Below are 22555 nucleotides of genomic sequence, written 5' to 3'. Positions count from 1 at the left end.
CTCGGCGCAAGCGTGCATTCTCTTGTTCCAGTTCCTTCAGTCGCTTGGCCTGGTCAATCTTCAGGCCGCCATACTCCTTGCGCCAACGGAAGTAGGTTTGCTCGGTCACGCCAAGCTGACGGCTGATATCGGCCACCGTCTTGCCTTGCGCAGACATGACTTCTGCCTCGCGCAGTTTGTGAATGATGTCTTCGGATGTGAATCGCTTTTTCGGCATGGTCTGACTCTCCTTTTCAATAGCATATGAAATTTCAAGTCGGACCAGTTTTTTCAGGTCAGGTCACAGTTTTCCTTCAATTTTTTGCTTATCAATGTAAGTTTGATCCCAGTTTTCATAGCCATTTCGAATTATTTTGACCAAGCTTTTGGCCAGCGTTTTGCCGAACTTCTGGTTAGTCTCTTTCAAGTATTCTCGCTGGATCCAATCTGCGATATTGTCGTTAGTCGGCGTGGCAGGCGATTCATGATTCGGATTCCAGAACGCCACTGCGGCTCGATGCAAAACAATCAATCTTTTTGACATGTAGGCGTGTTCAACAAACCCATCTTCAAACGGTATCGTTAAAGACGGAGTTGACTGCCTGCCGGCAATGGTCAGCAAGACATTCAGGTCTTTACCAAGGACGCGCACGCAGTCTTCTGTTATTCGCATTCTCTTCAGTACACCAAGCCGTTGTGCAACATCTGTTCCTCTTGCATAACAAGCAATGCACCTTGAGAGTGAAAAATCAGGATACTCGCGAAAGCTGGAAGATTTCATCGCAGGAAGCACCATATTAACCAGCTCTTGCGCTGCATTTGCGTGAAGTGCTCCTGGATAGATGGCTTGATTGCACTCACCGCGTTTTTTAATCGCGGCACAATCAGATGAATAAAGTCTTAAATATTCCACACCAGCGAGAGCAATGGGTGTTGCTCCTGAAACCAAGCTTCGCAGTATGTCTTTCTCGTCCTGCCGGCAAGCTGGATCATGGTATTTGAGAAAATCCTGGTTGATACTACACATCAACACGTCATCAGGAATGTCTACAAACAGGGATATCGTCCCCTGCACAGCATACTCAAGGATAGTGTCATTATCGGTATTTAGAAAGGCGGCAGCTTTTTCTAGTGAATAGATTCTGCCAGCACTGATCGTGCCCGCGATTGGCGGCGATTTCTGTAACATTTAGGCGGCTTTACTCAGATGGGGAAGACCCGATACACCATGTTGAATTCTATCCAAATAGTCGGCATAGCCTTGCATCATGACCTTGCGCTCGTCTAAAAAAGATTCACGATCGTAAGAGGCCCCGTAGGCCTCTCCAGACGAGTGCGCTAGTTGCCGCTCTATATTAGAAAGATCGTTGCCCAAGGTTTTTAGGATCCCCTTCGCTAATGATCGGAAGCCGTGGCCTGTATGCTTTCCGGCATAACCGAGCCGCTTTAGTGCAGCAAGAATAGCTCCATTGCTAATGGGCTTCTTGGGGTCACGTTGATTCGGAAACAACCATTGGCTACCACCACTATAAGTGTGCAACTCTCTTAATAGTGCCCAACCCTGCTTAGGCAGAAAGACGTGATGGTCCACTTTACGTGGATTCAGTTTGCGTTTGCCCATTTTCATCCGCTGCCAAGGAATCACCCAGTTTTCGTTATCTAGATCGATTTCTGACCATGGCGTCTCCGTCAATTCGGATGTCCGCACGAACGTCAGCATCATCAGCCGCATCAAAATACGGGTGACAGGAAACATCCGAATTTCGTTCTCGATCAATGCCCGTAAAAACTCCGGCAAGTCAGCGACTAATATTGCCGCATGAACACCTTTGATGCGTGGCTTCAGCGCACCACGCAGCGCAGGGACGGGATCGTTTTCTGCAATCCCACAAGCAATGGCGTAGCGAAAGACCTGACTGCAGACTTGCGCATTGCGTCGAGCGATCTCGGCCGCGCCACGTTTTTCGATTTGTTTTAAGACATCAAGCATGATGGGCGCCTTGATATCAGTGATAGGACGTTTACCGATCAACGGGAAAACGTCCTGTTCCAAGCGATGCAAGATGTTGGCCGCGGTACGGACTTGCCATTGCTCCAGCTTATTTTCATGCCACATCCGGGCGACGGCCTCGAACGTATTGGCGGCTGCCGTCGCGGAAGCTGCCTTTTCGACACGCTTGGCCTGAGCCGGATCAACACCCTCAACAATCTGCTTTTTCGCCTCAGCCCGCTTTTGTCGGGCCTCTGCCAAACCCAAGGCGGGATAATGCCCAAAAGTCAGGCGTGTACTTGTCGTCCGATTCGCTTGGCGATAAGCCATGCGCCAGATTTTTGAACCAGAAGGCATGATCTCCAAGTACATACCCTCGCCGTCGGCTAGCTGGTACGGCTTGTCTTTTGGCTTAGCCGCCTTAATACGCAGATCCGTCAGGGGTGTAGCGAGTTTTGGCATTTTGTACCCATGGTCTTTTGGCACATGCTGTGCATGTGTTCAAGTATGGGTATAAACGCCTAGGATTTCAATGGAACCGGTAAGACAGAATAAAACAAAAAACCCGCATCAGCACTGGGCTTGATGCGGGTTTTTAGACTTCTTTGGACTGCTTAATACTTGTTCTTGGCGGAGAGAGGGGGATTCGAACCCCCGATAGGCTATTAACCTATACACGCTTTCCAGGCGTGCGACTTCAACCACTCATCCATCTCTCCTGGATTTGGGTCGCGTTTAGCGAAGCCGCAGATTATAGCAAGATTTTCTCCAAATTGAAGCTTTTTTGCGCCCGCGGATCGTGAAAAAGCCGGCGAAACCGGGCGACTATTACTGGCGCCCTGCTCCGCCGGCCTTTTTACACGCCGATTCTGCGGCCCAACGGCCTTATTGCGCTTCCTTCAACTGGTCCAGGATGGCCGGGTTTTCCAGGGTGGAGATGTCCTGGGTAATCTCTTCGCCCTTGGCCAGCACGCGCAGCAAGCGACGCATGATCTTGCCGGAGCGGGTCTTGGGCAGATTATCGCCGAAACGGATTTCCTTGGGCTTGGCGATCGGGCCGATTTCCTTGGCGACCCAGTCGCGCAATTCCTTGGCGATGGCCTTGGCTTCGTCGCCGGTGGGGCGCGGGCGTTTCAAGACGACGAAGGCGCAGATCGATTCGCCGGTGGTTTCGTCCGGCTTGCCCACGACTGCGGCCTCGGCCACCAGGCTGTTGGCGACCAACGCCGATTCGATTTCCATCGTGCCCATGCGGTGGCCGGAGACGTTGAGCACATCGTCGATGCGGCCGGTGATGGTGAAGTAACCGGTCTCCTTGTTGCGCACCGCGCCGTCGCCGGCGAGGTAGGTCTTGCCGCCCAGTTCCTCGGGGAAGTAGCTCTTCTTGAAGCGCTCGGGGTCGTTCCAGATGGTGCGGATCATCGACGGCCAGGGGCGCTTGACGACCAGGATGCCGCCATTGCCGTTGGGCAGGTCGTTGCCGGTCTCGTCGACGATGGCGGTAGTGATGCCCGGCAGCGGCAAAGTGCAGGAGCCCGGCACTTGCGGCGTGGCGCCCGGCAGCGGCGAGATCATGTGGCCGCCGGTTTCGGTCTGCCAGAAGGTGTCGACGATCGGGCATTTCTCGCGGCCGATGTTCTTGTAATACCACATCCAGGCTTCCGGATTGATCGGCTCGCCCACCGAGCCGAGGATGCGCAGCGTGGACAGGTCGTATTGCCTGGGGTGCACCTTCTCGTCGGCGTCGGCAGCCTTGATCAGCGAGCGGATCGCGGTCGGCGCGGTGTAGAAGATGGTGGCCTTGTGGCGCGCGACCATATCCCAGAAGCGGCCGGCGTTGGGGTAGGTCGGTACGCCTTCGAACACGATCTGGGTGGCGCCCACGGCCAGCGGGCCGTAGGCGATGTAGGTGTGGCCGGTGATCCAGCCGATGTCGGCGGTACACCAGTAGATGTCGTCGGGCTTGATGTCGAAGGTCCACTTCATCGTCAGCGCGGCCCACAGCAGGTAGCCGCCGGAGGAATGCTGCACGCCCTTGGGCTTGCCGGTGGAGCCGGAGGTGTAGAGGATGAACAGCGGATGCTCGGCATCCACCCACTCCGGTTCGCAGGCGTCGGCCTGGTTGGCCACCACGTCGTGCAGCCAGAGGTCGCGCCCTTGCACCCAGTTGATCTCGGCGCCGGCGCGCTTGTAGACGACCACGTTTTTGATGGTGTCGCAGCCGCCCATGGCGAGCGCTTCGTCGACGATGGATTTGAGCGGCAGTTGCTTGCCGCCGCGCACCTGGTAGTCGGCGGTCAGCACGGCCACGGCGCCGGCGTCGATCACGCGCTCTTGCAGCGACTTGGCGGAGAAGCCGCCGAACACCACCGAGTGGGTGGCGCCGATGCGCGCGCAGGCCTGCATGGCGGCCACGCCTTCGACCGACATCGGCATGTAGATGACCACGCGGTCGCCCTTCTTCACGCCCAGCGATTTGAGGCCATTGGCGAATTGGCAGACCTTGCTGTGCAGTTCGCGGTAGGTGACGCGGGTGACCTTGGCGTCGTCGGACTCGAAGATGATGGCGACCTTGTCGGCGTTGCCGTTCTCAAGATTGACGTCCAGGCAGTTGTAGGAAACGTTGAGCTGGCCGTCTTCAAACCATTTGTAGAACGGCGCGTCGGCTTCGTTCAAGGTCTTGCTGAAGGGTTTGCGCCATGTCAGGTTGTCCTTGGCCAGCCTGGCCCAGGTGCCTTCATAGTCGCGTTCGAATTCGGCGTTCAGCGCATGGTAGGCGTCCATGCCCGAAATGGCGGCATGCTTGGCCAGTTCGGCCGGCGGTGCAAATACGCGGTTCTCTTGCTTGAAAGTTTCAATGTCAGCCACGGTAGTCTCCACTAGGTAGTTTTTGCTTTCCGCAAAACATAGGCCGTTTCACTTACTCAGTCCTTACACAAACGGCAATGTTCCCGTGCGGGAAGGCCTGTGCGCAAGGCTTTGCGGGCGACCGCCGGCGTTTTTGCGAAATGCTGAAAAGAATGTTCAAAGGCACGGACTCGGCAAACGCTTCCATCCAGTGAGACTGGAATCATGTCGATATGTCCACGACCCGTCCATTGTGGCATAGCCGGATGTTTCCCGCAGGTACTGCGCGGCTCGCGTTTGGCGGCATTTTCTCTTGCGCGGCCGCAGGAACCGAGGCTCAAGGGAGTGTAGAATACGGCCCCAATTCGAACCCGATAATCGATGCCAGCCATACCTCGCCAGATTTCAAGCGCCAATCGACCTCCATGAAAGATCCGCAACAAAAATCCTCCCGCAAGATCGGCATCCTGCCCAACCTGATTTTCATGAGCCGCTGGCTGCAGTTGCCGCTCTACCTGGGCCTGATCCTGGCGCAGTGCGTCTACGTCTATCACTTCTGGGTCGAACTGTCGGACCTGATCGGCGCGGCCCTGGGCAACGCCTCTTCGCTGGAACACATCCTCGATGCCGTGGCCATCGCCGGCTCGCCGCGCCCGGACAAGCTCAATGAACAGACCATCATGCTGGTGGTGCTGGCGCTGATCGACGTGGTGATGATTTCCAACCTGCTGATCATGGTGATCGTGGGCGGCTATGAGACATTCGTCTCGCGCATGAACCTGGAAAGCCATCCCGACCAGCCGGAATGGCTGTCGCACGTCAATGCGTCGGTGCTGAAGGTGAAGCTGGCCACGGCCATCATCGGCATCTCCTCGATCCACTTGCTGAAGACCTTCATCAACGCCAACCTGTACGACGCCAAGACCTTGCTGGCGCAGACCGGCATCCACCTGACCTTCCTGGTTTCCGCCATGGCCATCGCGTATTGCGACAAGCTGATGGCGCACCCCGTGCCGCAACCGCCCGATTCGCCCGACGCACCGCACTGACCGCCCCTATTCCAAACCCCGAGAGAACCAGCCATGACCATCATCAAGCAAGACGATCTCATCGAATCCGTAGCCGCCGCGCTGCAGTACATCAGCTACTACCATCCGGTGGACTACATCCAGCACCTGGCGCGCGCCTACGAGGCCGAGCAGAACCCGGCGGCCAAGGATGCTATCGCCCAGATCCTGACCAACTCGCGCATGTGCGCCGAGGGCAAGCGCCCGATCTGCCAGGATACCGGCATCGTCAACGTGTTCCTGAAGGTGGGCATGGGCGTGCGCTTCGAAGGCTTCACCGGCTCCATCGCCGACGCCGTCAATGAAGGCGTGCGCCAGGGCTACATGCATCCGGACAACGTGCTGCGCGCCTCGATCGTGGCCGACCCGCAGTTCGAGCGCAAGAACACCAAGGACAACACTCCGGCCGTGATCCACATGGAGCTGGTGCCGGGCAATACCGTCGACGTGCGCATCGCCGCCAAGGGCGGCGGCTCCGAGAACAAGACCAAGTTCGTCATGCTCAACCCATCCGATAATCTGGTGGACTGGGTGCTCAAGACGGTGCCGACCATGGGCGCCGGCTGGTGCCCGCCGGGCATGCTGGGCATCGGCATCGGCGGCACCGCCGAGAAGGCCATGCTGATGGCCAAGGAAGTGCTGATGGACGACATCGACATGTACGAGCTCAAGAAGCGCGGCCCGAACAACAAGACCGAGGAACTGCGCATCGAGCTGTGCGACAAGGTCAACGCGCTGGGCATCGGCGCGCAAGGCCTGGGCGGCCTGACCACCGTGCTGGACGTGAAGATCATGATGCACCCGACGCACGCAGCGTCCAAGCCGGTCGCCATGATCCCCAACTGTGCCGCCACCCGCCACGGCCACTTCGTGCTGGACGGCTCGGGCCCGGCCTACATGGAACCGCCGTCGCTGTCGGAATGGCCGGAAGTGCACTGGGTGCCGGATACCGAGAAGTCCAAGCGCGTCGACCTCAATACGCTGACCAGGGAAGAAGTCGCCTCCTGGAAGCCGGGCCAGACCCTGCTCCTGAACGGCAAGATGCTGACCGGCCGCGACGCCGCGCACAAGCGCATCCAGGACATGCTGGCCAAGGGCGAGAAGCTGCCGGTGGACTTCACCAACCGCGTGATCTACTACGTCGGCCCGGTCGATCCGGTGCGCGATGAAGTGGTCGGCCCGGCCGGCCCGACCACCGCCACCCGCATGGACAAGTTCACCGACATGATGCTGGAGCAGACCGGCCTGATCTCCATGATCGGCAAGTCCGAGCGCGGCCCGACCGCGATCGAGGCGATCAAGAAGCACAAGTCGGCCTACCTGATGGCGGTGGGCGGCTCGGCCTACCTGGTGTCCAAGGCGATCAAGTCGGCCAAGGTGCTGGGCTTCGCCGACCTGGGCATGGAAGCGATCTATGAATTCGACGTCAAGGACATGCCGGTGACGGTGGCGGTCGATGCCAATGGCATTTCGGTGCACAACACCGGCCCCGCCGAGTGGAAGGAAAAGATCGCGCAGAGCGTTTCGCTCTCCAAGATCCCCGTCACCACTGCTTGACCGAACCAAGCGCCAACAGCACTACCGTGAATTGCCCGTCATCGCAGGAGAAACCGAAGCGACATGCCGCAACCTAGTTCTGAAGCTTCCTCCGCGATGACGCCCGCAGTTCCATCGATGCCGATGACAGCCGACGCTGCCATCGGCATTTTCGATTCCGGCATCGGCGGCCTGTCGGTGCTGCGCCACATCCACGCTGCCCTGCCCCACGAGACGCTGCTGTACTTCGCCGACTCCGGTTATGCGCCCTACGGCGACAAGACCGAGGGCGAGATCGTCGAGCGTTCGCTGGCGATCGCCTCCTTCCTCATCACGCAAGGCATCAAGGCCCTGGTGGTTGCCTGCAATACCGCCACTGCCGCAGCCATCCTGGCGATACGCCAACGTTGGCCGGAATTGCTGGTGGTCGGCATCGAACCGGGGCTCAAACCCGCGGCCCAGCAAACCGAAAGCGGCGCCGTGGGCGTGCTGGCCACGCGCAGCACGCTGGCCAGCCAGCGCTTCGCCACGCTGCGGGAGCAGATGGAAACGCAATACCGGGTGCGCTTCTTGCCGCAGGCCTGCGTCGGCCTGGTGGATCTGATCGAGAAAGGCGAACTGTATTCGCCCGCGACGGTGTCGCTGCTGGAACGCTATCTGGCGCCGCTGCTGGAACAAGGCGCCGATACCCTGGTGCTGGGCTGCACGCATTATCCTTTCGTCAGGGAAGCCATCGAAGGCGCATGCCGCCGGCTGGCCGGCCGGCCATGCGCGGTCATCGATACCGGCGAGGCCGTCACCCGGCAACTGCTGCGCCTGCTGCAGGCGCAAGGCTTGCGCCGGGATATCGGCCCCGGCGCATTGACCGGCTACACCAGCGCCAGCCGTTCGACGCTGGAACATGCCTTCGCCACGCTGCTGGAGCTGCGTCCGGAGGTGCATGCATTGGGCCGGCAAGCCTGAATCCGGGCGAAAGCCGCCATATCGGCGCGCCGGACGGGCCATGCCCGCCCGATGGCGTTTTCGTCAAGAAATGGGAATATAGTTGCCATCCGTCCCGAGGCTTTGTATAATCGTAAGCTTCGCTGATTGATCGCAGCAGTTTTGCTTTCATATCAATGCATCAGTGGTGGCTGTAGCTCAGTTGGTAGAGTCCAGGATTGTGATTCCTGTTGTCGCGGGTTCGAGTCCCGTCAGCCACCCCAGATTTACTCCCGCGCACGAATCGAATCGACCGGGCAAAAAAATGAGCCATACGGCTCTTTTTTTTCGCCTGCAGTTTTCCTTCCCCCCCGGTTTCTTATTTTTATGCGAGGCCCGCTGCCACTGGCCTCGCTTTCCGGTTTCGTCCCATCAGAAATGGCGGCGGCATGCCGGCCGTGCCGCCGGCGTGCGCTTCATTGCAGCCGAGGGTCGCGCAACGTTCCCGCCACCTTCTGTTTATCCCCATTGCCGTCGGCTTGTTCCGGCGATTCCGGGGAGGCTTTCCGGCGGGCGACGTCAGCCGGCGTTTCGCAAGTTGCGCGCAGCTGGTCGAAGCTGGTTTCCTGCTGCTTCGCATCGCGCGGATCCAGCGCGTACTGGATCTGGCATTGCGCATTGCGCTCGCTGCTCCAGCGTACGGTCAGGCGGCCATTGTCGTTTTGGGTGCGGACGAACACCATGCCGCCCTGCCCCACCACGCCCAATACATTCCCCTGCTCGTCGAGCACGTCGGCGCCGAACGGCAGGGCTTCGCCATTGCTGCGGTAGGCATGGATCAGCACGGAACGGCCATGCACCGTTTCATATTTCATCAGCACCACGGCGCCGGCCATCGGCGCCACGCGCAAGCTGGTGGTCGTCATCTCCACATCGGTCGAGGTTCCCTTGGGGTCGAGCACCACTTCGTTATTGCGGAAAGGCGTCATGTACGGCACCACGGCTTGGCCGGCGCCATTGAGGCGCACGCCGGCGGAGTTGACGGTGGCGCCGCCGGCGCCATCGGCCTGCACGATGGCGATGGTGTCGCCCAGGCTCTGGGACAGCAGGATGCCATCCGAATGGGCCACGATGCCTCCCGATAGCGTTGCCGACAGTTGACGACTGCCGCCGCCGGCGTGGCTGTAACTGCCGCCGACGTCAGCGAACGGTGCGCGATACTGGCCGTTGGCCGACACGGAGGAATTGCCCGGGCTCCTGCCCGCCGATAACCCGTAAGTGAAGTTGCGGCTCTCGCCGGCGCTGCCGTACAGGGAGCTCTGGAGCGTGCTGCCATTGCGCTGGTCGCGCGTCGCGTTCATGCTCATCGAGGGCGAATTGATTTCCCTGCCTAATGGCATCGACATGGTCAACAGGTATTGCGTCCCGGTGCTGCCGTTGGACAGGTCGCGCTGGCGCTGCGCCGAAACGCTGTAGGAAACGATGCCCCAACGGTTGCCGTAGCCCAGGCTGAAGGTCGTGCCCATGCCGCGGCGCCCCCAGTAATTCTGCGAAGAACCGCTCGCATAGAATGATCCTCGCTGTTCGCCCAGGGATTGCGACACGGAAAGCTGCAATTGGGTACGCGTACGCTCCACCTGGCTGGGGTCGCCGCCGCGTTCGGCCAGCGTCCTGATTGCCTGCAGCTCCTGCAGGCGCAGGTAGCCGCTGCTGGAGTAGCGCAAGGCGGCCAGCGCGATGTTGGTGCCGGTCTGTTCCAGGTTCTTGTTGTAATCCAGCTTCAGGCTTTCGCCCGTGCGCGTCTCGCCCTCGCTGACGCGCGCATGCGAACGGCTCAGGTTCAGCGCCACTGCACCCAGCGGCGTACTCACGGCGCCGCCGCCGACGACGGCCATGTAGTTCTGGGCCACGGTCAGGCCACCGGCCAGGGTCAGCCAGTTGTCCACGCCGTGCTCATACGTGCCTTGCATGAAATTGGCGGCGGCGATACCAAACCCCTGGCTGCGGGTACGACCCGCCGTGAAACTGTAGCGATAGGAGCCCGGGCGCAGCAGTTGCGCCACGGAAGCGTAAGGCACATCGAAGCTGGAGGAGCTGCCGTCGGCCTCGGTCACGATCACGCGCAGGTTGCCGCCAAAACCGGTGGGATAGAGGTCATCGATTTCGAAGCGCCCCGGGGCCACGGTGGTCTCATAGATGATGTTGCCGTTCTGGCGGATCTGCACCTTGGCATTGCTGCGGGCTATGCCCCGCACCACCGGGGCATAGCCGTTCTGCGAATCGGGCAGCATGCGCGGATCGGAAGCCAGTTGCACGCCGCGATACGAAAAACTGTCGAACAGCCGCCCCGATGTCGCGGAATCGCCCGCCGTCAGCAAGCCGTTGAGGGGAACGATGCTGCGTTGGGCGTAGCTGGCGATGGTCTGGACCCGGGTCCGGCCATGGGTCTGGCGCGTGATGGTGGAATTATTGCGGAAACGCCATTCCCCCAGGTTGAGGCCGCTATTGAGGTTGAGGAAGTGGGAAGTGCTGTTCCGGCCATCGCCGGCGGTGCTAAAGGCGTTGTAGTGGTAACTCAGCATGGCGGCATTGACGCCCTTGTCCCATAACTCCGGGCTGACGTAGCCGCGCGCAAAACGGCGCAATGCAATCTGCGGAATGGAGGTATTGATGCGCAGGTCGCCGCTATCGAATTCCGCGACCGCATCCTGCACCACCTCCTCCAGACGCAGGCAGCTTTGCTTGCCGGCCGCCAGCACTGCCGCGCGCGCCTGCTCGGAGAGCTTGTCGAGATCGATCCCCATCGCCTCCAACAGGCTGCGCGTGAAACATGGTTTGGCCGAGCCGTCGTCGTCCGCGGCGGTAAAGAGCACATCCTGGCGGCCTATCCAGCTATCATTGACGTACAGGTCGACACGGTAGGAGCCGGCCGGCAACGGATTGGCCTTGCTGAACCGGCTGACGTCGATAGGCGCATCGCCGCTGCCGCGAAAGAAATCCGAGCCGAATTCCACCTGGGCCAGCCGCGTCTTTTTCTCCGCCTGCGCGGAAACGGCAGGCAACATGGCGGCCACTCCCATCATGGCGATGCTCAATGTCTTCATCCGGCTGCTAACAAGTCGCTCCTTCATTGCTATGGTTCTGTGCAAGTAGTGGTTCAAGTGATGGGTCGGCAATCCGGATGCACAGGCGCGCCTGCTGCCGCCGGACCGGCATGGGTCAGCGCTGCAATTCGGCACTCTTCTCCACTGGGCCGCCGTAATCGTTCAGGTAGGTGTAGCGCACCGTGAGCTTGCCGGCAGGCGCTGCCTGCATGGACTTGATCTTGAAATCGGCGCTCTTGCCCGGCTCGGCCATGCCGCCCTCTTCGCTTTCAAACAAGGGCTTGTCGCCATCGCCCGCCAGTACCAGGCCGATCAGGTTGATGTGATAGGGCGTAGGGTTGTCCAGGCTCACCGCATATCCGCCGCCGGCGTCGCGCTTGAGGCTCCAGCGCAATTCGGAAAATGCGTCTTCGATCCGTTGCGCCGAGTTCAACGCCTTGGGACGGAAGAACACCTTGATGCGGGTACGGAAAGCCATCTGCATGTAGTTCACGTCGGCATCGGCGCTGGGCTTGGGGGCGACTTCCAGCAGGTTGAACCAGAACAGCGTCTCACGGTCTTGCGGCAAGGGGGCGCCGTTATAGAGCATGCGCACGGTCTGCCCCTTGGCCGGATCGATGCGAAACATCGGCGGCGTGAGGACGAACGGCGTACGGATCTTGTCGGGCGATGCATTGGGATCGCCATCGTCTACCCATACCTGGACCAGCCCCGGCTCTTTTCCATCGTTGCTCAGGCGCACCGTCACTTCCCGCTCGTTGGACGGAAACACGATGCGGGTTCCGCTGATGACCACCGAGGCTTGGGCGCCGGCAGCGGCGCCCAGCAGCAGCAACAGGCAAGCGAACTTATTGACTATTTTTTTCATTCCCCCTCCCGATAAAAAGAAAAAAACTCCACCAACCGCCCCTGGCGGGGCGGCACATGCAAGCGATACCTGGTGGAGAGCGGCGCGCCCGTCAAGGGCCGGCACCGGGAAAAGACTTACGGATAAGCGATCGTAAACTGGATCGAGGAAGCAACGGCTCCGGCGGTCGCGGCACCGCCGGTGGCTACGTACTGCGCCGCCAGCGGAATGGAGGCGCCACCAGAAGCAGTCGTTACAGCGGAGGTCTGCGCTGCAGGCGTGCCCAGGCGCATCGGCGTAGTGGCAGTGTGGCCGTCGAGCAGGGCGATCTGGACGTTACTGTTGGTGCGCGCGGTATTGATCAGACGGCCGGTCGTCGGATCGACGGTGCTGCCCGCGTCACCGAAATCCAGGCGCACCGATCTGGCCGTGCTGCCGCAGTTGCCCAGCGTCACATTGAAGGTCGTCAGGCCGGCGACCTCGTTGTCCCGACCCAGGCTTGCTACATTCACGGCCGGCATCGCTACGGTCTGGGTGCCATTCGTGCCGCTGGTCAGTGTGCAGGTGGTAGATGTGACATTGCCGGTAAAGGACAGCGTACCATCGGCGGCTTGGGCCAGCGCCGGTGAAATGGCGATGGCGAAGAGGGAAGCGATAATCGTCTTTTTCATTGTTACTCCGGATAGATCAATAGTTGTTCCGACTGGCCACATGAAAAGAGTGGCGCAACCACGTCGGCATGCCCGTTGCAACTCCCCGCATTTCCATGCACGAACACGCCAAGCAAGCGGAGAGCACTCATTCGCGGATTCCAGCACCCGTACGCAAAAGCGCATTCAAGCCCATGCGGACAAGCTTCCACAAACAAGATGCATGGTATTGATGCGAGGTTTTCGTTGATATAAGAAAATTCTTAAATGGAAATTCAAGCGAAATTGTGGTGTCGGCGCAAAAAAAACAGCGGAGCAATCCGCTGTTTTTTTTGATGCCGCTATCGCCACGCGTCAGATCATGCCGGTCGAATAGGCATACTTGATCAGGTCGGCATCGGTCGACAGTCCCAGTTTGCGCATGGCATTGTTCTTGTGCGTGCTGACTGTGCTGGGCGTACGCGAGAGCCGGTCGCAAATGTCACCCAGCGAATTGCCTTCGACGAACAAGCGCACCACCTCCAGCTCCGACAGCGTCAGCTCCTTGGTCTGCGAGAAGACATCGCCCTGGGCCCAGCTCACTTCCAGCTCGCCGCGCAGCGAAACCGGGAAATACACCTGCTTGCTGCTTTGCGTGGCCAGGCACGCGTTGATCAACTCTTCCGGCTTCTCGCGCTTGTTGATGACGGAGAACACGCCCATGCGGTACAGGCGCTTGACCACGGCGCTGTTGCCCATGGCGGTGTAGACGATGACCTTGCTCGACGGATGGTCTGCCTTGATGCGCTTGATCAGCGAAAAGCCGTCTGCATCTTCCCTCTCTTCGTTGGGCATGGTGAAGTCGGTGATGACGATCTCGCAGGGAGAGCGCTTCAATGCGGTGAGCAGCGCTTCGCCGGTTTCCACCTCAAGGTCGATGCGTACTTCGGGCAAGCGCCTCAGCTCGCTCTTGAGCGCCCCCAATACGACCGGGTGGTCGTCGGCAATGGCTACGTGCAGGACTTTGTTCAAATTCATACTACCCCCATTTCGAATGATTAATCGAGCTTGAATGCTTACTGACCGCGGCGGCGTCACCCCTTGACCCATCGCGCAACAAACACGTGTCCTCGACCGGACGAAATGAAGCTTGGTTCCCGACATTTTTTCTGGCGACATCTGCAATTACTGGAATCGCCCTATGAAAAACGTCGCCAAAAAAATCTTTTAAAAAAATCGATATGTCCTCACGATGATGACAAAAAGCAACAATAAAAACGAATACATTCGCATATAATTTCGGAATTATTTGAGAATTCAAGACAGCATCAGGGGTGATGCCAGTCTTCTCATGTGGGGGTATCGCACCGCAGAGTGTATGCACCTTGAGCCCAGGGAGGGCTATCCACAGGGAGTAATTCCATGCGCAACCAATCCATTTCTCGTATCGTCGGGCTCGCTTTCTGCCTGGCCCTTTCCATTTCCGCCGCCAGCCATGCTGCCGATGGCACGCTCCAGTTCCACGGCGCCCTTGTCGAAGCGGGCTGCTCGGTCAGCGTCGCCCAGGCGGGCTTCAACCAGGATGCTGTCGAACGCGTGACGCGAAACGGCAGCCATGGCGTCACCCGGGTCGAAGGCGGTTCGGTACAACTGAAGATGAATTGCAACAGCAGCCAGTCGTTGCAATTGTCGTTTGAAGGCCGGCCCTCGGAAAACCGGAGCGGTTTCGACGCAGGCATAGCGGGAGTGGAAATGCTGCTAAGCAGCGCCGGCCAGGCATTGGATCCCGGCAAAGCCATCCCGATCGCGTTGACCGGCAAAAAGGAAAGGCACATCGACATCGCCACTGCCCTGCGCCGTGTTGCAGGCGCTCCTGGCAACACAAATGGCGGCAAGATCGATGGCGCCATCCTGATTTCGATGAACTACCGCTGATCCCGCTCCAGGACGACGCCCCGAGCCAGTCAGCCAGGCAAGCCGCCACAAGCCTCTGCCCGCAGGATGTGCCGCACGATAGGTAGCAGTTCGATATCCCGGCGCCGCCGGATCACCAATAATCTTCCGTCACGAATTGCCCGCCGCCGGTGCGCCGCAATGGCGTCATGCCGCGCTCGCGCAGGATCTCGCGCACTTCGGTGACCATTTCCGGATTGCCGCACGCCATGAAGCGCGAATGCGCCGCGTCGATCGCCAGGCCGGTGGCCCGCTCCAGGCCGCCGTCGCGCAGCAGCACAGTAATGCGCCCGGCCAGCACCACGCCGTCGCCGGGTTCGCGCGTCACCGATTGCAGGTAATGCAGCCTGGCCGGCAAACCGTCGGCCTGCGCCTGCGCGCGCAGGGCTGCGAACTTGTCGGCATAGGCCAGCTCCTCGCGGTTGCGCACGCAATGCACCACCACCAGGTCCTGGAACTTCTCCCACACGTCCTGCTTCTGGAGGATGGAGAGATAAGGCCCGAGGCCGGTGCCGGTAGCCAGCATCCACAGCTGGCTGCCATCGGTGAAGCGGTCGGCGGTCATGAAGCCGTAGCTGAGTTTTTCCACCCACACCGGGTCGCCGGGCCGCATGGCATCGAGGCGGGTGGTGAATTTACCGCCGGGCACGACGATGGCGTAATACTCCAGTTCATCCTCGGACTCGGCCGAAGTGATCGAATAGGCGCGCGAGACGATCTCGCCATCGATCTCCAGCCCCAGCCGCGCGAACTGGCCGGCGGTGAAACGGTAGCCGGCCGGGCGCGTGGTGCGGAAAGTCAGCAGCTTGCCGGTCCAGCGATGCACCGACAGCAGGCGTTCGCAGCTGGCTTTTTCCGAATAGACGTCCACACTCACCGGCTTCTCCTCTGGCAACCAAGAAAATTCTCAAAATAGGCCGGCGCACCGCGAAATCGGCGCGGACGGCGCTAATTCATCAGGCAGCCGCATTACAATGCGTGCTGATACAAAACGATGCGGCCCGTGCCGGCGGCAGGAACTATCGGCGCTGCCGCCCGGTCTGGCCTGGATGCAAGAAGATACGCCAGGCGCCGGCACAAGCTGTCATCGTACCCGACTTTGCACCTGCCCTGCAGCAGGCGCGCGCCCTGCCCGCCTTAACAGAATATGAAGTGACCCGATGAACTGGACCTGCCGCCTGGCCATCGCATGCCTATGCTGCGCCGCCGAGACTGCCCACGCCGCCTACAAGGTGGAGATCGATGCACCCAAGCCGGTGCAATCGCTGCTCAAGGACTTCCTCGACCTGTCGCGCTACCAGGATCGCGACGACATCAGCGACGACCAGTTGAAGTTCATGATCGACACCGTCGGCGACCAGGTGCGCGACCTGGCGTCCACCGAAGGCTATTTCTCGCCGCAGACCAGGGTCGAAGTCAACAGCGAGCGCAGCGCCGACGGCCAGAAAGAGGTCAAACGCGTGATTGTGCATGTCGAGCCGGGCCAACGCACAGAAATCGGCCAGGCCGACATCCAGGCCACCGGCGCGGTGGCGCAGCAGGACTCGCCGCGGGTCGAGGCGATCCGGCGCGACTGGCTGCTGCCGCCCGGCAAGCCGTTTCGCCAGGAGGATTGGGACAAGGCCAAGGACGCCGGGCTGCAAGCGCTGCAACAAAAGAAATACGCGGCCGCGCGCATCGCCGACTCGCGCGCCGAGATCGATCCCGACAACCATCGCGCCGATCTCTCGGTGCAATACGACAGCGGCCCCGCCTTCACCCTGGGCCCGTTGCAGATCACCGGCGCCAAACGCTATCCGGAAAGCATCATCCACAACGTCAACCCGCTCAATGTCGGCGAACCCTACGACGCCGACCGCCTGCTGTCGCTGCAGCGCCAGATCCAGAACACGCCCTACTTCTCCAACGCCATCGTCGGCATCGACGACGATCCGGAGCATCCGGACATGGCCCCGGTCAAAGTGCAGGTCACCGAATTCCCGACCCAGCGCGTACGTACCGGCGTGGGCTACGGCACCGATACCGGCGCCCAGGTCGAAGGCCGGTATTCGCACTACAACGTGTTCAACCGCGCCTACGCCTTCGACAGCCAACTGCGGCTGGAGCAAAAGCGCCAGTACGGCCTGCTCAGCCTGGCCATGCCGCCGGATGAAAAAGCCTTCGTCAACAGCGTCAACAGCTCCTACGAGCGCACCACGCTGGAAGGCATCGACCTGCGCAGCCTGCAGACCGGCATCAAGCGTGCGCGCACCGGCGAACTGTACGACACCACCTATTCGCTCACCTATTACCGCGACCAGCTGACCCAGGAAAACGGCGCCACCCCGCCGGCCAATACCGTGGTCACCCCCGGCAAGCACCAGGCGCTGGTGCCGGGCTTCGCCTGGGCGCGGCGCGACGTCGACAACCCCATCTTCCCGCGCCACGGCAACCTGCTGACGCTGGAAGCCGGCTTCGCCATCAAGGGCGCGCTGACCGACCAGACCTTCACCCGGCTGTACGGCCGCTTCAAGCAATTCGTGCCGGTCGGCCGCCGCGACCTGGTGGTATTGCGGGCCGAGCTGGGCGGCGTATTCACCGCCGGGCGCGCCTCCGAGGTGCCGGCCTCGCTGCTGTTTCGCACCGGCGGCAACGATTCGGTGCGCGGCTACAGCTACCAGAGCATCGGCAACGAACAGAACGGTACCGTCTACCCGACCAAGTACCTGGCGATGGGCAGCACCGAATACCAGCACTGGCTGACCGAGAACTGGGGCGCGGCGGTGTTCTACGACATCGGCGCGGCCGCCGACAACTGGAACAACAAGACGTTCTATAACGGCGTGGGCGCCGGCGCGCGCTGGCGCAGCCCGGTCGGCACCCTCAACCTGGATCTGGCCTATGGCGTGCAGAAACGCCAGATCCGCCCGCACGTCTCGCTGGGCATCGCCTTCTGAGGCTGCCCGCACGTGAACACGACAGACAAGATTTGAACGGCAAGAACGCATGAGCGACCAGCAAGCATCTCCTTCCGCCCCGGACCCGCACGCCACACCGCCCAGGCAAAAGCCTCGACGCGTCCGCAAGATCGCCCTGTGGAGCGGCGCCACGCTGGCCGCAGCGCTGCTGGTAGTAGCCGGCGCCGGCCTGTATGCCGTCAAGACCGAAAGCGGCGCGCGCCTGGTATGGAACGGCGCGGTACAGGCATTGGGCGGCAAGCTGTCGGGCCAACTGCTGGGCGGCACCATCGCCGACGGTCTGCGCCTGCGCGACCTGCATTACCAGGATGCGCAGCGCATCCTCGATATCGACCGCATCGACGCCGACTGGCAACTCTCGCCGCTGCAGCGCAAATTCAGCGTGCGTTACCTGCGCGTGGGCACGGTCACTCTCAAGCAGCAACCGTCCCCCTCCGAACCCAGCGTCATGCCGGCTTCGCTGGAAATTCCTCTGGCATTGGACATCCATGAGATTTCGCTGGAGCGGCTCAGCTTCACCGAGGGCGCCTCCACCACCGAGCTATCCAAGTTGCGCCTGCACGGCGACTCCGACGGCACCCAGCACACCCTGGTGCTCGACAGCCTGAGCACGCCGTTCGGCGATGCCGCCGCGCTGCTGCACCTGAACGGCCGCGCGCCGTTCGCCATCAGCGGCGGGCTGGAGCTGTCCGGCCAGTACCAGAACGCCAGCTTGCAGGAGAAATACCAGCTGGCGGCGCAACTGTCGGGCTCGCTGCAGGATCTGGGCATCGCGCTCAAAGCCAGCGGCGACAGGCTCAACGGCACCGCCGATGTGCAAGCCACGCCGTTCGCCCCGGTGCCGCTCAAAAGCGCCAAGGTCGACCTGCAGCACATCAACCCGCAAGCCTTCAGCGCCGGCGCCCCGCAGGCCGACCTGCGCGTGCGCGCCGACCTGGCGCCGGTGGCCGGCACCAACGGCGATGCCTTGCGCGTGGCCGGCAAGATCGCCATCGACAACGCCAGGCCCGGCAGCCTCGACCAGCAATTGCTGCCGCTGCTCTCGGCCAGCGCCGATGTCGACCTCGACCTGCAGCGCCAGAAAATTGCCTCGCTCGAACTGCGCCTGCCCAGGAACGCGCGCATCGCCGGCGGCGGCGAATTCCGCCCCGGCAGCGATGCCGCCGGCCAGCAGCAAGAGATGGGCGGCAGCTTCAACTTCCGCATCAGCGCACTGGACCTGAACCAGATCCACCGCCAGCTCAAACCCACGCAACTGGCCGGTCCGCTGGACGTGACGCTGGCGCCGGGTGCCCAGCAGATCAAGCTGGCGCTGGACGACCGCGAGCTCAAACTGCGCGTGGACAGCACCATCCGCCCGGAAGAAGTGGAGCTGCACCAGGCCCAGCTGGCCGCCGGCAAGTCGCGCGTGGAAGCGGCCGGCACGCTCAAGACGGCAGGCGCGATGGATTACGCCATCAAAGGCAGGCTGGTGGATTTCGACCCGACCGCCTGGTTGCATGCGGTCGCCCCCGCACCGGCCGCCGGCGGCAAGAAAAAGCCCGGCGCCAGTGCCGCCTCCAAACCGGTGCAGGCCCGGATCAACATGGACTTCAACGCCAGCGGCGCCATCTCGCCGGAATTGAAGCTCAAGCTGGCCTTCGGCATCCGTGACAGCAGCTACGGCGACTTGCCCATGAGCGGCCAGGGCGACATCAGCGTGGCCGGCATGCGGCTGCTGCCGAGCAAGGCCAACCTGCTGGTGGCCGGCAATACGCTGGACCTCAACGGCAGCTTCGGCGCCGGCAAGGATGCCCTGACGCTCAAGGTCGACGCCCCGCACCTGGAGCGCCTGGGTTATGGCCTGTCCGGCCTGCTGCGCCTGGACGGCCAGCTCACCGGCACCCAGCAACGCCCCAACCTGCACGCTACCTATCAGGCCGAAAAACTGGCGTTCGGGCCGCACCACCTGGCACGGCTGGCCGGCGAAACCGACCTGCGCACCGATCTCGCCGCCGGCATCGCCTCGCCCAACAACAAACTGGCCTTGCGGGTGCAAGGCGAAGGCTATCGCGGCCCGCAGGCGGAATTGTCCAGGCTGGACCTGAACCTGGACGGCACCTGGGGCAACCATACGCTGACCCTGCATGGCGCCGGCAAGGTGCTGGACCAGCCCCTGGACCTGGACTTTGCCGCACACGGCAAGGTGACGGAAAAGACCCGCGGCAAATACGGCTGGGCCGGCAGCATCGACAAGCTGCAGAACAAGGGTTTCCCGCAAGTCGCCCTGGCCAGTCCGCTGGCGCTGGAAGCCTCGGCCGATGCGCTCGAGGCCGGTGCTACCCGGCTGGAAATCGACCGCATGGCGCTCGACCTCAAGCGGCTCTCATGGCGCCAGGGCCGCATCGCCTCGGCCGGCCAGGTACGCGCGCTGGATCTCGGCCGCCTGCTGCAGATCGTGCAGGAATTCACCGGCACGCCGCCGCCGGTCAAGACAGACCTTGTGCTCGACAGCGACTGGGACTTTGCGCTGGCCGAGAGCGCCAGCGGCTATTTCCAGCTGGCGCGCAAATCGGGCGACATGCGCGTGACCGCCAGCAACGGCAAAGCCGCGCTCGGCCTGTCGGAGCTGCGCCTGCGCGCCGACCTGCAGGGGCAACAAGTGCGCGTGGACGGCCGGGTGGACGCCGCGCGGGTGGGCACCATCGACCTGGGCGGCACGCTGGGCCTGCAGCGCATCGACGGCCTGCTGGCGCTGGCCGATGCCTCGCCGCTGAACCTCAAGGCGAAGTTGGAAGTGCCGGAACTCAAGCGCACGGGCGACCTGATCGGCCCGCAGGTAAGCCTCAACGGCAAGCTCGGCGCCGAGTTCAACGCCGGCGGCACACTCGGCCAGCCGAAACTGTCGGGCGCCATCAATGGCGACAACCTGGCGGTGACGCACTTCGACCAGGGCATACAGCTCAAGGACGGCATCGTGCGCATCGTCATGGACAACAACGTGATCGACCTGCGCCAGATCGAATTCCACGGCGGCAAGGGAACGCTGCGCGCCCAGGGCAAGGTGCAACTGGGCGCGGAGAATCCCGACCTGAACGCCACCATCACCGCCGACCGGCTGGAACTGTTCGCCAGCCCGGACCGCCAGCTCATGCTGTCGGGCCAGGGCAAGATCGCCAACATCAACGAGCAGTTGCACATCGACGGCAAGTTCATCGTCGACCGTGCCTTGTTCGACCTGCCCAAGAGCAACGCGCCCACGCTGGGCGATGATGTGGTGATCGTGCGCCGCGACGGCAAGACCAAGGCCGGCGCCAACGCCAGCTCGCAGCAGAAGCTGGAAGCCGCCACCGAGAAGCCGGCCGGCAAGTTCGCGCCGGTGATGAATATCGCGGTCGACCTCGGCCACGACTTCCGCTTCCGCGGCACCGGCGCCGACCTGCTGCTGCGCGGCGACATGAACGTGCGCAGCGAACCGCTCTCGCCGCTGCGCGCCACCGGCACCATCAACGTGGCCGAAGGCACCTATGAAGCCTTCGGCACCAAGCTCAACATCGAGCGCGGCATCATCAACTTCCAGGGGCCGATCAGCAATCCCAACATCAACATCCTTGCCATGCGCCGCAACCAGGATGTCGAAGCCGGCGTATCGGTGACCGGCACCGCCAACCGGCCGCGCGTGCAACTGGTGTCCGAACCCAATGTGCCCGACGATGAAAAGCTGTCGTGGATGATGTTCGGCCACGGCACCGACAGCTCCAGCATCGGCCAGCGCAGCGCCAGCAGCCAGGCGCTGGCGCTGGTGGGCAATCTCGGCGGCAAGCGTATAGCCAAGGACTTCGGCCTGGACCAGTTCTCCATCGGCGCCAGCGAATCGGGCCTCACCGACGACCAGGTGGTCAACCTGGGCAAGGCCATCACCGAGAAGATCACGCTGGGCTACGAGCAGAGCCTGCAAGGCGCGGCCAGCATCGCCAAAGCCACCTGGCAACTGTCGCGCCGCTGGTCGGTGGTGGTGCGGGCGGGGACGATCACTGGCTTGAACGTGCTGTTCAACCTGCGTTACGACTGAATCAGCCATTTATTTGTAACTACAAATAATGCTTGCATCGCATATTTTATGTAGCTGCAATTAATATGGAAATTGCATTCGATTCGGCCAAAAATGCCATTAACCTCGAAAAGCACGGCATCTCGCTCGCTGATGCCGCCCAAATCGAATGGGACTCGGCATTCGTCACACTGGACAATCGGCGCGATTACGGCGAACAGCGTGAAGTCGCTATCGCCTACCTCCGGATGCGGCTCTATGTCGTTGTTTATATAGACCGTGAAACACCCGGCGCATCATCAGCTTACGCAAGGCGAACAAAAGGGAGATTCAACACTATGCCAAAACTTAAACCCGGAACGATTCTGCCGGATCAAAAAGAAGATGCCGCCATTACGGCTGCTGCGCTGTCCGATCCCGATGCCCAGCCGTTGACCGACGAGCAGCTTGCCAACCTGAAGCCGGCGCGCGGTCGCGGCCGTCCCGCCGGAAGCGGTACCAAAGTACAAGTGACGATGCGCTTCGACGAAGATATCGTGGAAGCCTTCAAACGGGATGGCGATGGATGGCAAAGCCGTATGAATGGCGCATTACGCCAGTGGCTGGTCGAACATCCACAACGTTGAGGCGCCAAGCCGGCACTTAAAGCGCTCTTTTTTCATCCTTCAACTGCCGTTCTTCATATCAACGGTGTC

At 61.5% G+C, this 22555-nt stretch carries 16 protein-coding genes and 2 tRNA genes; 8 read left to right on the top strand and 10 right to left on the bottom strand.

The window, feature by feature from the left end; genetic code table 11:
• The 5 genes from FB597_RS12310 to acs all read right to left on the bottom strand — a co-directional run.
• Positions 1 to 217 (bottom strand): transposase (locus FB597_RS12310; RefSeq protein WP_144769680.1); only part of this gene is annotated, 217 nt, incomplete at its 3' end.
• A 63-nt stretch (positions 218 to 280) separates the two neighbouring features.
• The gene (locus tag FB597_RS12305) at positions 281 to 1168 is read right to left on the bottom strand and encodes a hypothetical protein (RefSeq protein ID WP_144769679.1); all 888 of its coding nucleotides are present in this window, start codon (positions 1166 to 1168) and stop codon (positions 281 to 283) included.
• Positions 1169 to 2431, bottom strand: a complete 1263-nt coding sequence (locus FB597_RS12300) for an integrase arm-type DNA-binding domain-containing protein (protein WP_144769678.1) — start codon at positions 2429 to 2431, stop codon at positions 1169 to 1171. It abuts the gene before it with no gap.
• A 166-nt stretch (positions 2432 to 2597) separates the two neighbouring features.
• Positions 2598 to 2688, bottom strand: a tRNA-Ser gene (locus FB597_RS12295).
• Positions 2689 to 2854: 166 nt separating this feature from the next.
• Positions 2855 to 4837, bottom strand: a complete 1983-nt coding sequence (acs, locus tag FB597_RS12290) for an acetate--CoA ligase (RefSeq protein WP_144769677.1) — start codon at positions 4835 to 4837, stop codon at positions 2855 to 2857.
• A gap of 404 nt (positions 4838 to 5241) precedes the next feature.
• Between acs and FB597_RS12285 the strand changes: the two genes are divergently transcribed.
• The 4 genes from FB597_RS12285 (at position 5242) to FB597_RS12270 (ending at position 8624) form a co-directional block, all read left to right on the top strand.
• Positions 5242 to 5865 carry a YqhA family protein gene (locus tag FB597_RS12285; protein ID WP_141912666.1) on the top strand — a complete coding sequence of 208 codons (624 nt, stop codon included), beginning with the start codon at positions 5242 to 5244 and terminating at the stop codon, positions 5863 to 5865.
• Positions 5866 to 5898: 33 nt separating this feature from the next.
• Positions 5899 to 7440, top strand: coding sequence for a fumarate hydratase (locus tag FB597_RS12280; protein WP_141912664.1), 1542 nt, complete (start codon positions 5899 to 5901; stop codon positions 7438 to 7440).
• A gap of 117 nt (positions 7441 to 7557) precedes the next feature.
• Positions 7558 to 8382, top strand: a complete 825-nt coding sequence (gene murI / locus FB597_RS12275) for a glutamate racemase (protein WP_144769676.1) — start codon at positions 7558 to 7560, stop codon at positions 8380 to 8382.
• A gap of 166 nt (positions 8383 to 8548) precedes the next feature.
• A tRNA-His gene (locus FB597_RS12270) sits at positions 8549 to 8624 on the top strand.
• A gap of 192 nt (positions 8625 to 8816) precedes the next feature.
• On the opposite strand, the gene FB597_RS12265 is transcribed toward FB597_RS12270, so the two are convergent.
• From FB597_RS12265 to FB597_RS12250, 4 genes are all read right to left on the bottom strand, one after another.
• Entirely contained in the window at positions 8817 to 11444 is a 2628-nt protein-coding gene (locus tag FB597_RS12265; protein WP_255517157.1) for a fimbria/pilus outer membrane usher protein, read from the bottom strand.
• Positions 11445 to 11559: 115 nt separating this feature from the next.
• Complete coding sequence (locus tag FB597_RS12260; protein ID WP_144769675.1) at positions 11560 to 12312, bottom strand: molecular chaperone; 753 nt, start codon at positions 12310 to 12312, stop codon at positions 11560 to 11562.
• Between the two features lie 116 nt (positions 12313 to 12428).
• The gene (locus tag FB597_RS12255) at positions 12429 to 12962 is read right to left on the bottom strand and encodes a fimbrial protein (protein WP_186442776.1); all 534 of its coding nucleotides are present in this window, start codon (positions 12960 to 12962) and stop codon (positions 12429 to 12431) included.
• A gap of 333 nt (positions 12963 to 13295) precedes the next feature.
• Positions 13296 to 13958, bottom strand: coding sequence for a response regulator transcription factor (locus FB597_RS12250; protein ID WP_141912633.1), 663 nt, complete (start codon positions 13956 to 13958; stop codon positions 13296 to 13298).
• 384 nt (positions 13959 to 14342) lie between these two features.
• On the opposite strand from FB597_RS12250, the gene FB597_RS12245 reads away from it, so the two are divergent.
• Positions 14343 to 14855 carry a fimbrial protein gene (locus FB597_RS12245; protein WP_144769673.1) on the top strand — a complete coding sequence of 171 codons (513 nt, stop codon included), beginning with the start codon at positions 14343 to 14345 and terminating at the stop codon, positions 14853 to 14855.
• A gap of 112 nt (positions 14856 to 14967) precedes the next feature.
• Here FB597_RS12245 and FB597_RS12240 read toward each other — a convergent pair whose 3' ends face one another.
• Positions 14968 to 15750: a ferredoxin--NADP reductase gene (locus FB597_RS12240; RefSeq protein WP_144769672.1), complete on the bottom strand. Its 783-nt coding sequence runs from the start codon at positions 15748 to 15750 to the stop codon at positions 14968 to 14970.
• Between the two features lie 283 nt (positions 15751 to 16033).
• Here FB597_RS12240 and FB597_RS12235 point away from each other — a divergent pair, with 283 nt between their 5' ends.
• From FB597_RS12235 to FB597_RS20580, 3 genes are all read left to right on the top strand, one after another.
• Positions 16034 to 17809 carry an autotransporter assembly complex family protein gene (locus FB597_RS12235; RefSeq protein WP_144769671.1) on the top strand — a complete coding sequence of 592 codons (1776 nt, stop codon included), beginning with the start codon at positions 16034 to 16036 and terminating at the stop codon, positions 17807 to 17809.
• A gap of 49 nt (positions 17810 to 17858) precedes the next feature.
• Positions 17859 to 21881 (top strand): translocation/assembly module TamB domain-containing protein, encoded by a 4023-nt coding sequence (locus FB597_RS12230; protein ID WP_144769670.1) that lies wholly within the window; start codon positions 17859 to 17861, stop codon positions 21879 to 21881.
• Positions 21882 to 21946: 65 nt separating this feature from the next.
• Entirely contained in the window at positions 21947 to 22486 is a 540-nt protein-coding gene (locus FB597_RS20580) for a BrnA antitoxin family protein (protein ID WP_370454686.1), read from the top strand.
• Positions 22487 to 22555: the final 69 nt, after the last annotated feature.

Origin of the sequence: Herbaspirillum sp. SJZ099 (assembly GCF_007828355.1) — a bacterium.
Lineage (GTDB): Bacteria > Pseudomonadota > Gammaproteobacteria > Burkholderiales > Burkholderiaceae_D > Herbaspirillum.
Note: the sequence above shows the minus strand (reverse complement) of the source record. Positions and strands in the feature narration are given on the sequence as shown.

Coding starts and splice junctions, on each gene's coding strand:
- FB597_RS12305 (WP_144769679.1), bottom strand. CDS start 1,168: ATGTTACAGAAATCGCCGCCAATCGCGGGCACGATCAGTGCTGGCAGA.
- FB597_RS12300 (WP_144769678.1), bottom strand. CDS start 2,431: ATGCCAAAACTCGCTACACCCCTGACGGATCTGCGTATTAAGGCGGCT.
- FB597_RS12285 (WP_141912666.1), top strand. CDS start 5,242: ATGAAAGATCCGCAACAAAAATCCTCCCGCAAGATCGGCATCCTGCCC.
- FB597_RS12280 (WP_141912664.1), top strand. CDS start 5,899: ATGACCATCATCAAGCAAGACGATCTCATCGAATCCGTAGCCGCCGCG.
- murI (WP_144769676.1), top strand. CDS start 7,558: ATGCCGATGACAGCCGACGCTGCCATCGGCATTTTCGATTCCGGCATC.
- FB597_RS12265 (WP_255517157.1), bottom strand. CDS start 11,444: ATGAAGACATTGAGCATCGCCATGATGGGAGTGGCCGCCATGTTGCCT.
- FB597_RS12260 (WP_144769675.1), bottom strand. CDS start 12,312: ATGAAAAAAATAGTCAATAAGTTCGCTTGCCTGTTGCTGCTGCTGGGC.
- FB597_RS12255 (WP_186442776.1), bottom strand. CDS start 12,962: ATGAAAAAGACGATTATCGCTTCCCTCTTCGCCATCGCCATTTCACCG.
- FB597_RS12250 (WP_141912633.1), bottom strand. CDS start 13,958: ATGAATTTGAACAAAGTCCTGCACGTAGCCATTGCCGACGACCACCCG.
- FB597_RS12245 (WP_144769673.1), top strand. CDS start 14,343: ATGCGCAACCAATCCATTTCTCGTATCGTCGGGCTCGCTTTCTGCCTG.
- FB597_RS12235 (WP_144769671.1), top strand. CDS start 16,034: ATGAACTGGACCTGCCGCCTGGCCATCGCATGCCTATGCTGCGCCGCC.
- FB597_RS12230 (WP_144769670.1), top strand. CDS start 17,859: ATGAGCGACCAGCAAGCATCTCCTTCCGCCCCGGACCCGCACGCCACA.
- FB597_RS20580 (WP_370454686.1), top strand. CDS start 21,947: ATGGAAATTGCATTCGATTCGGCCAAAAATGCCATTAACCTCGAAAAG.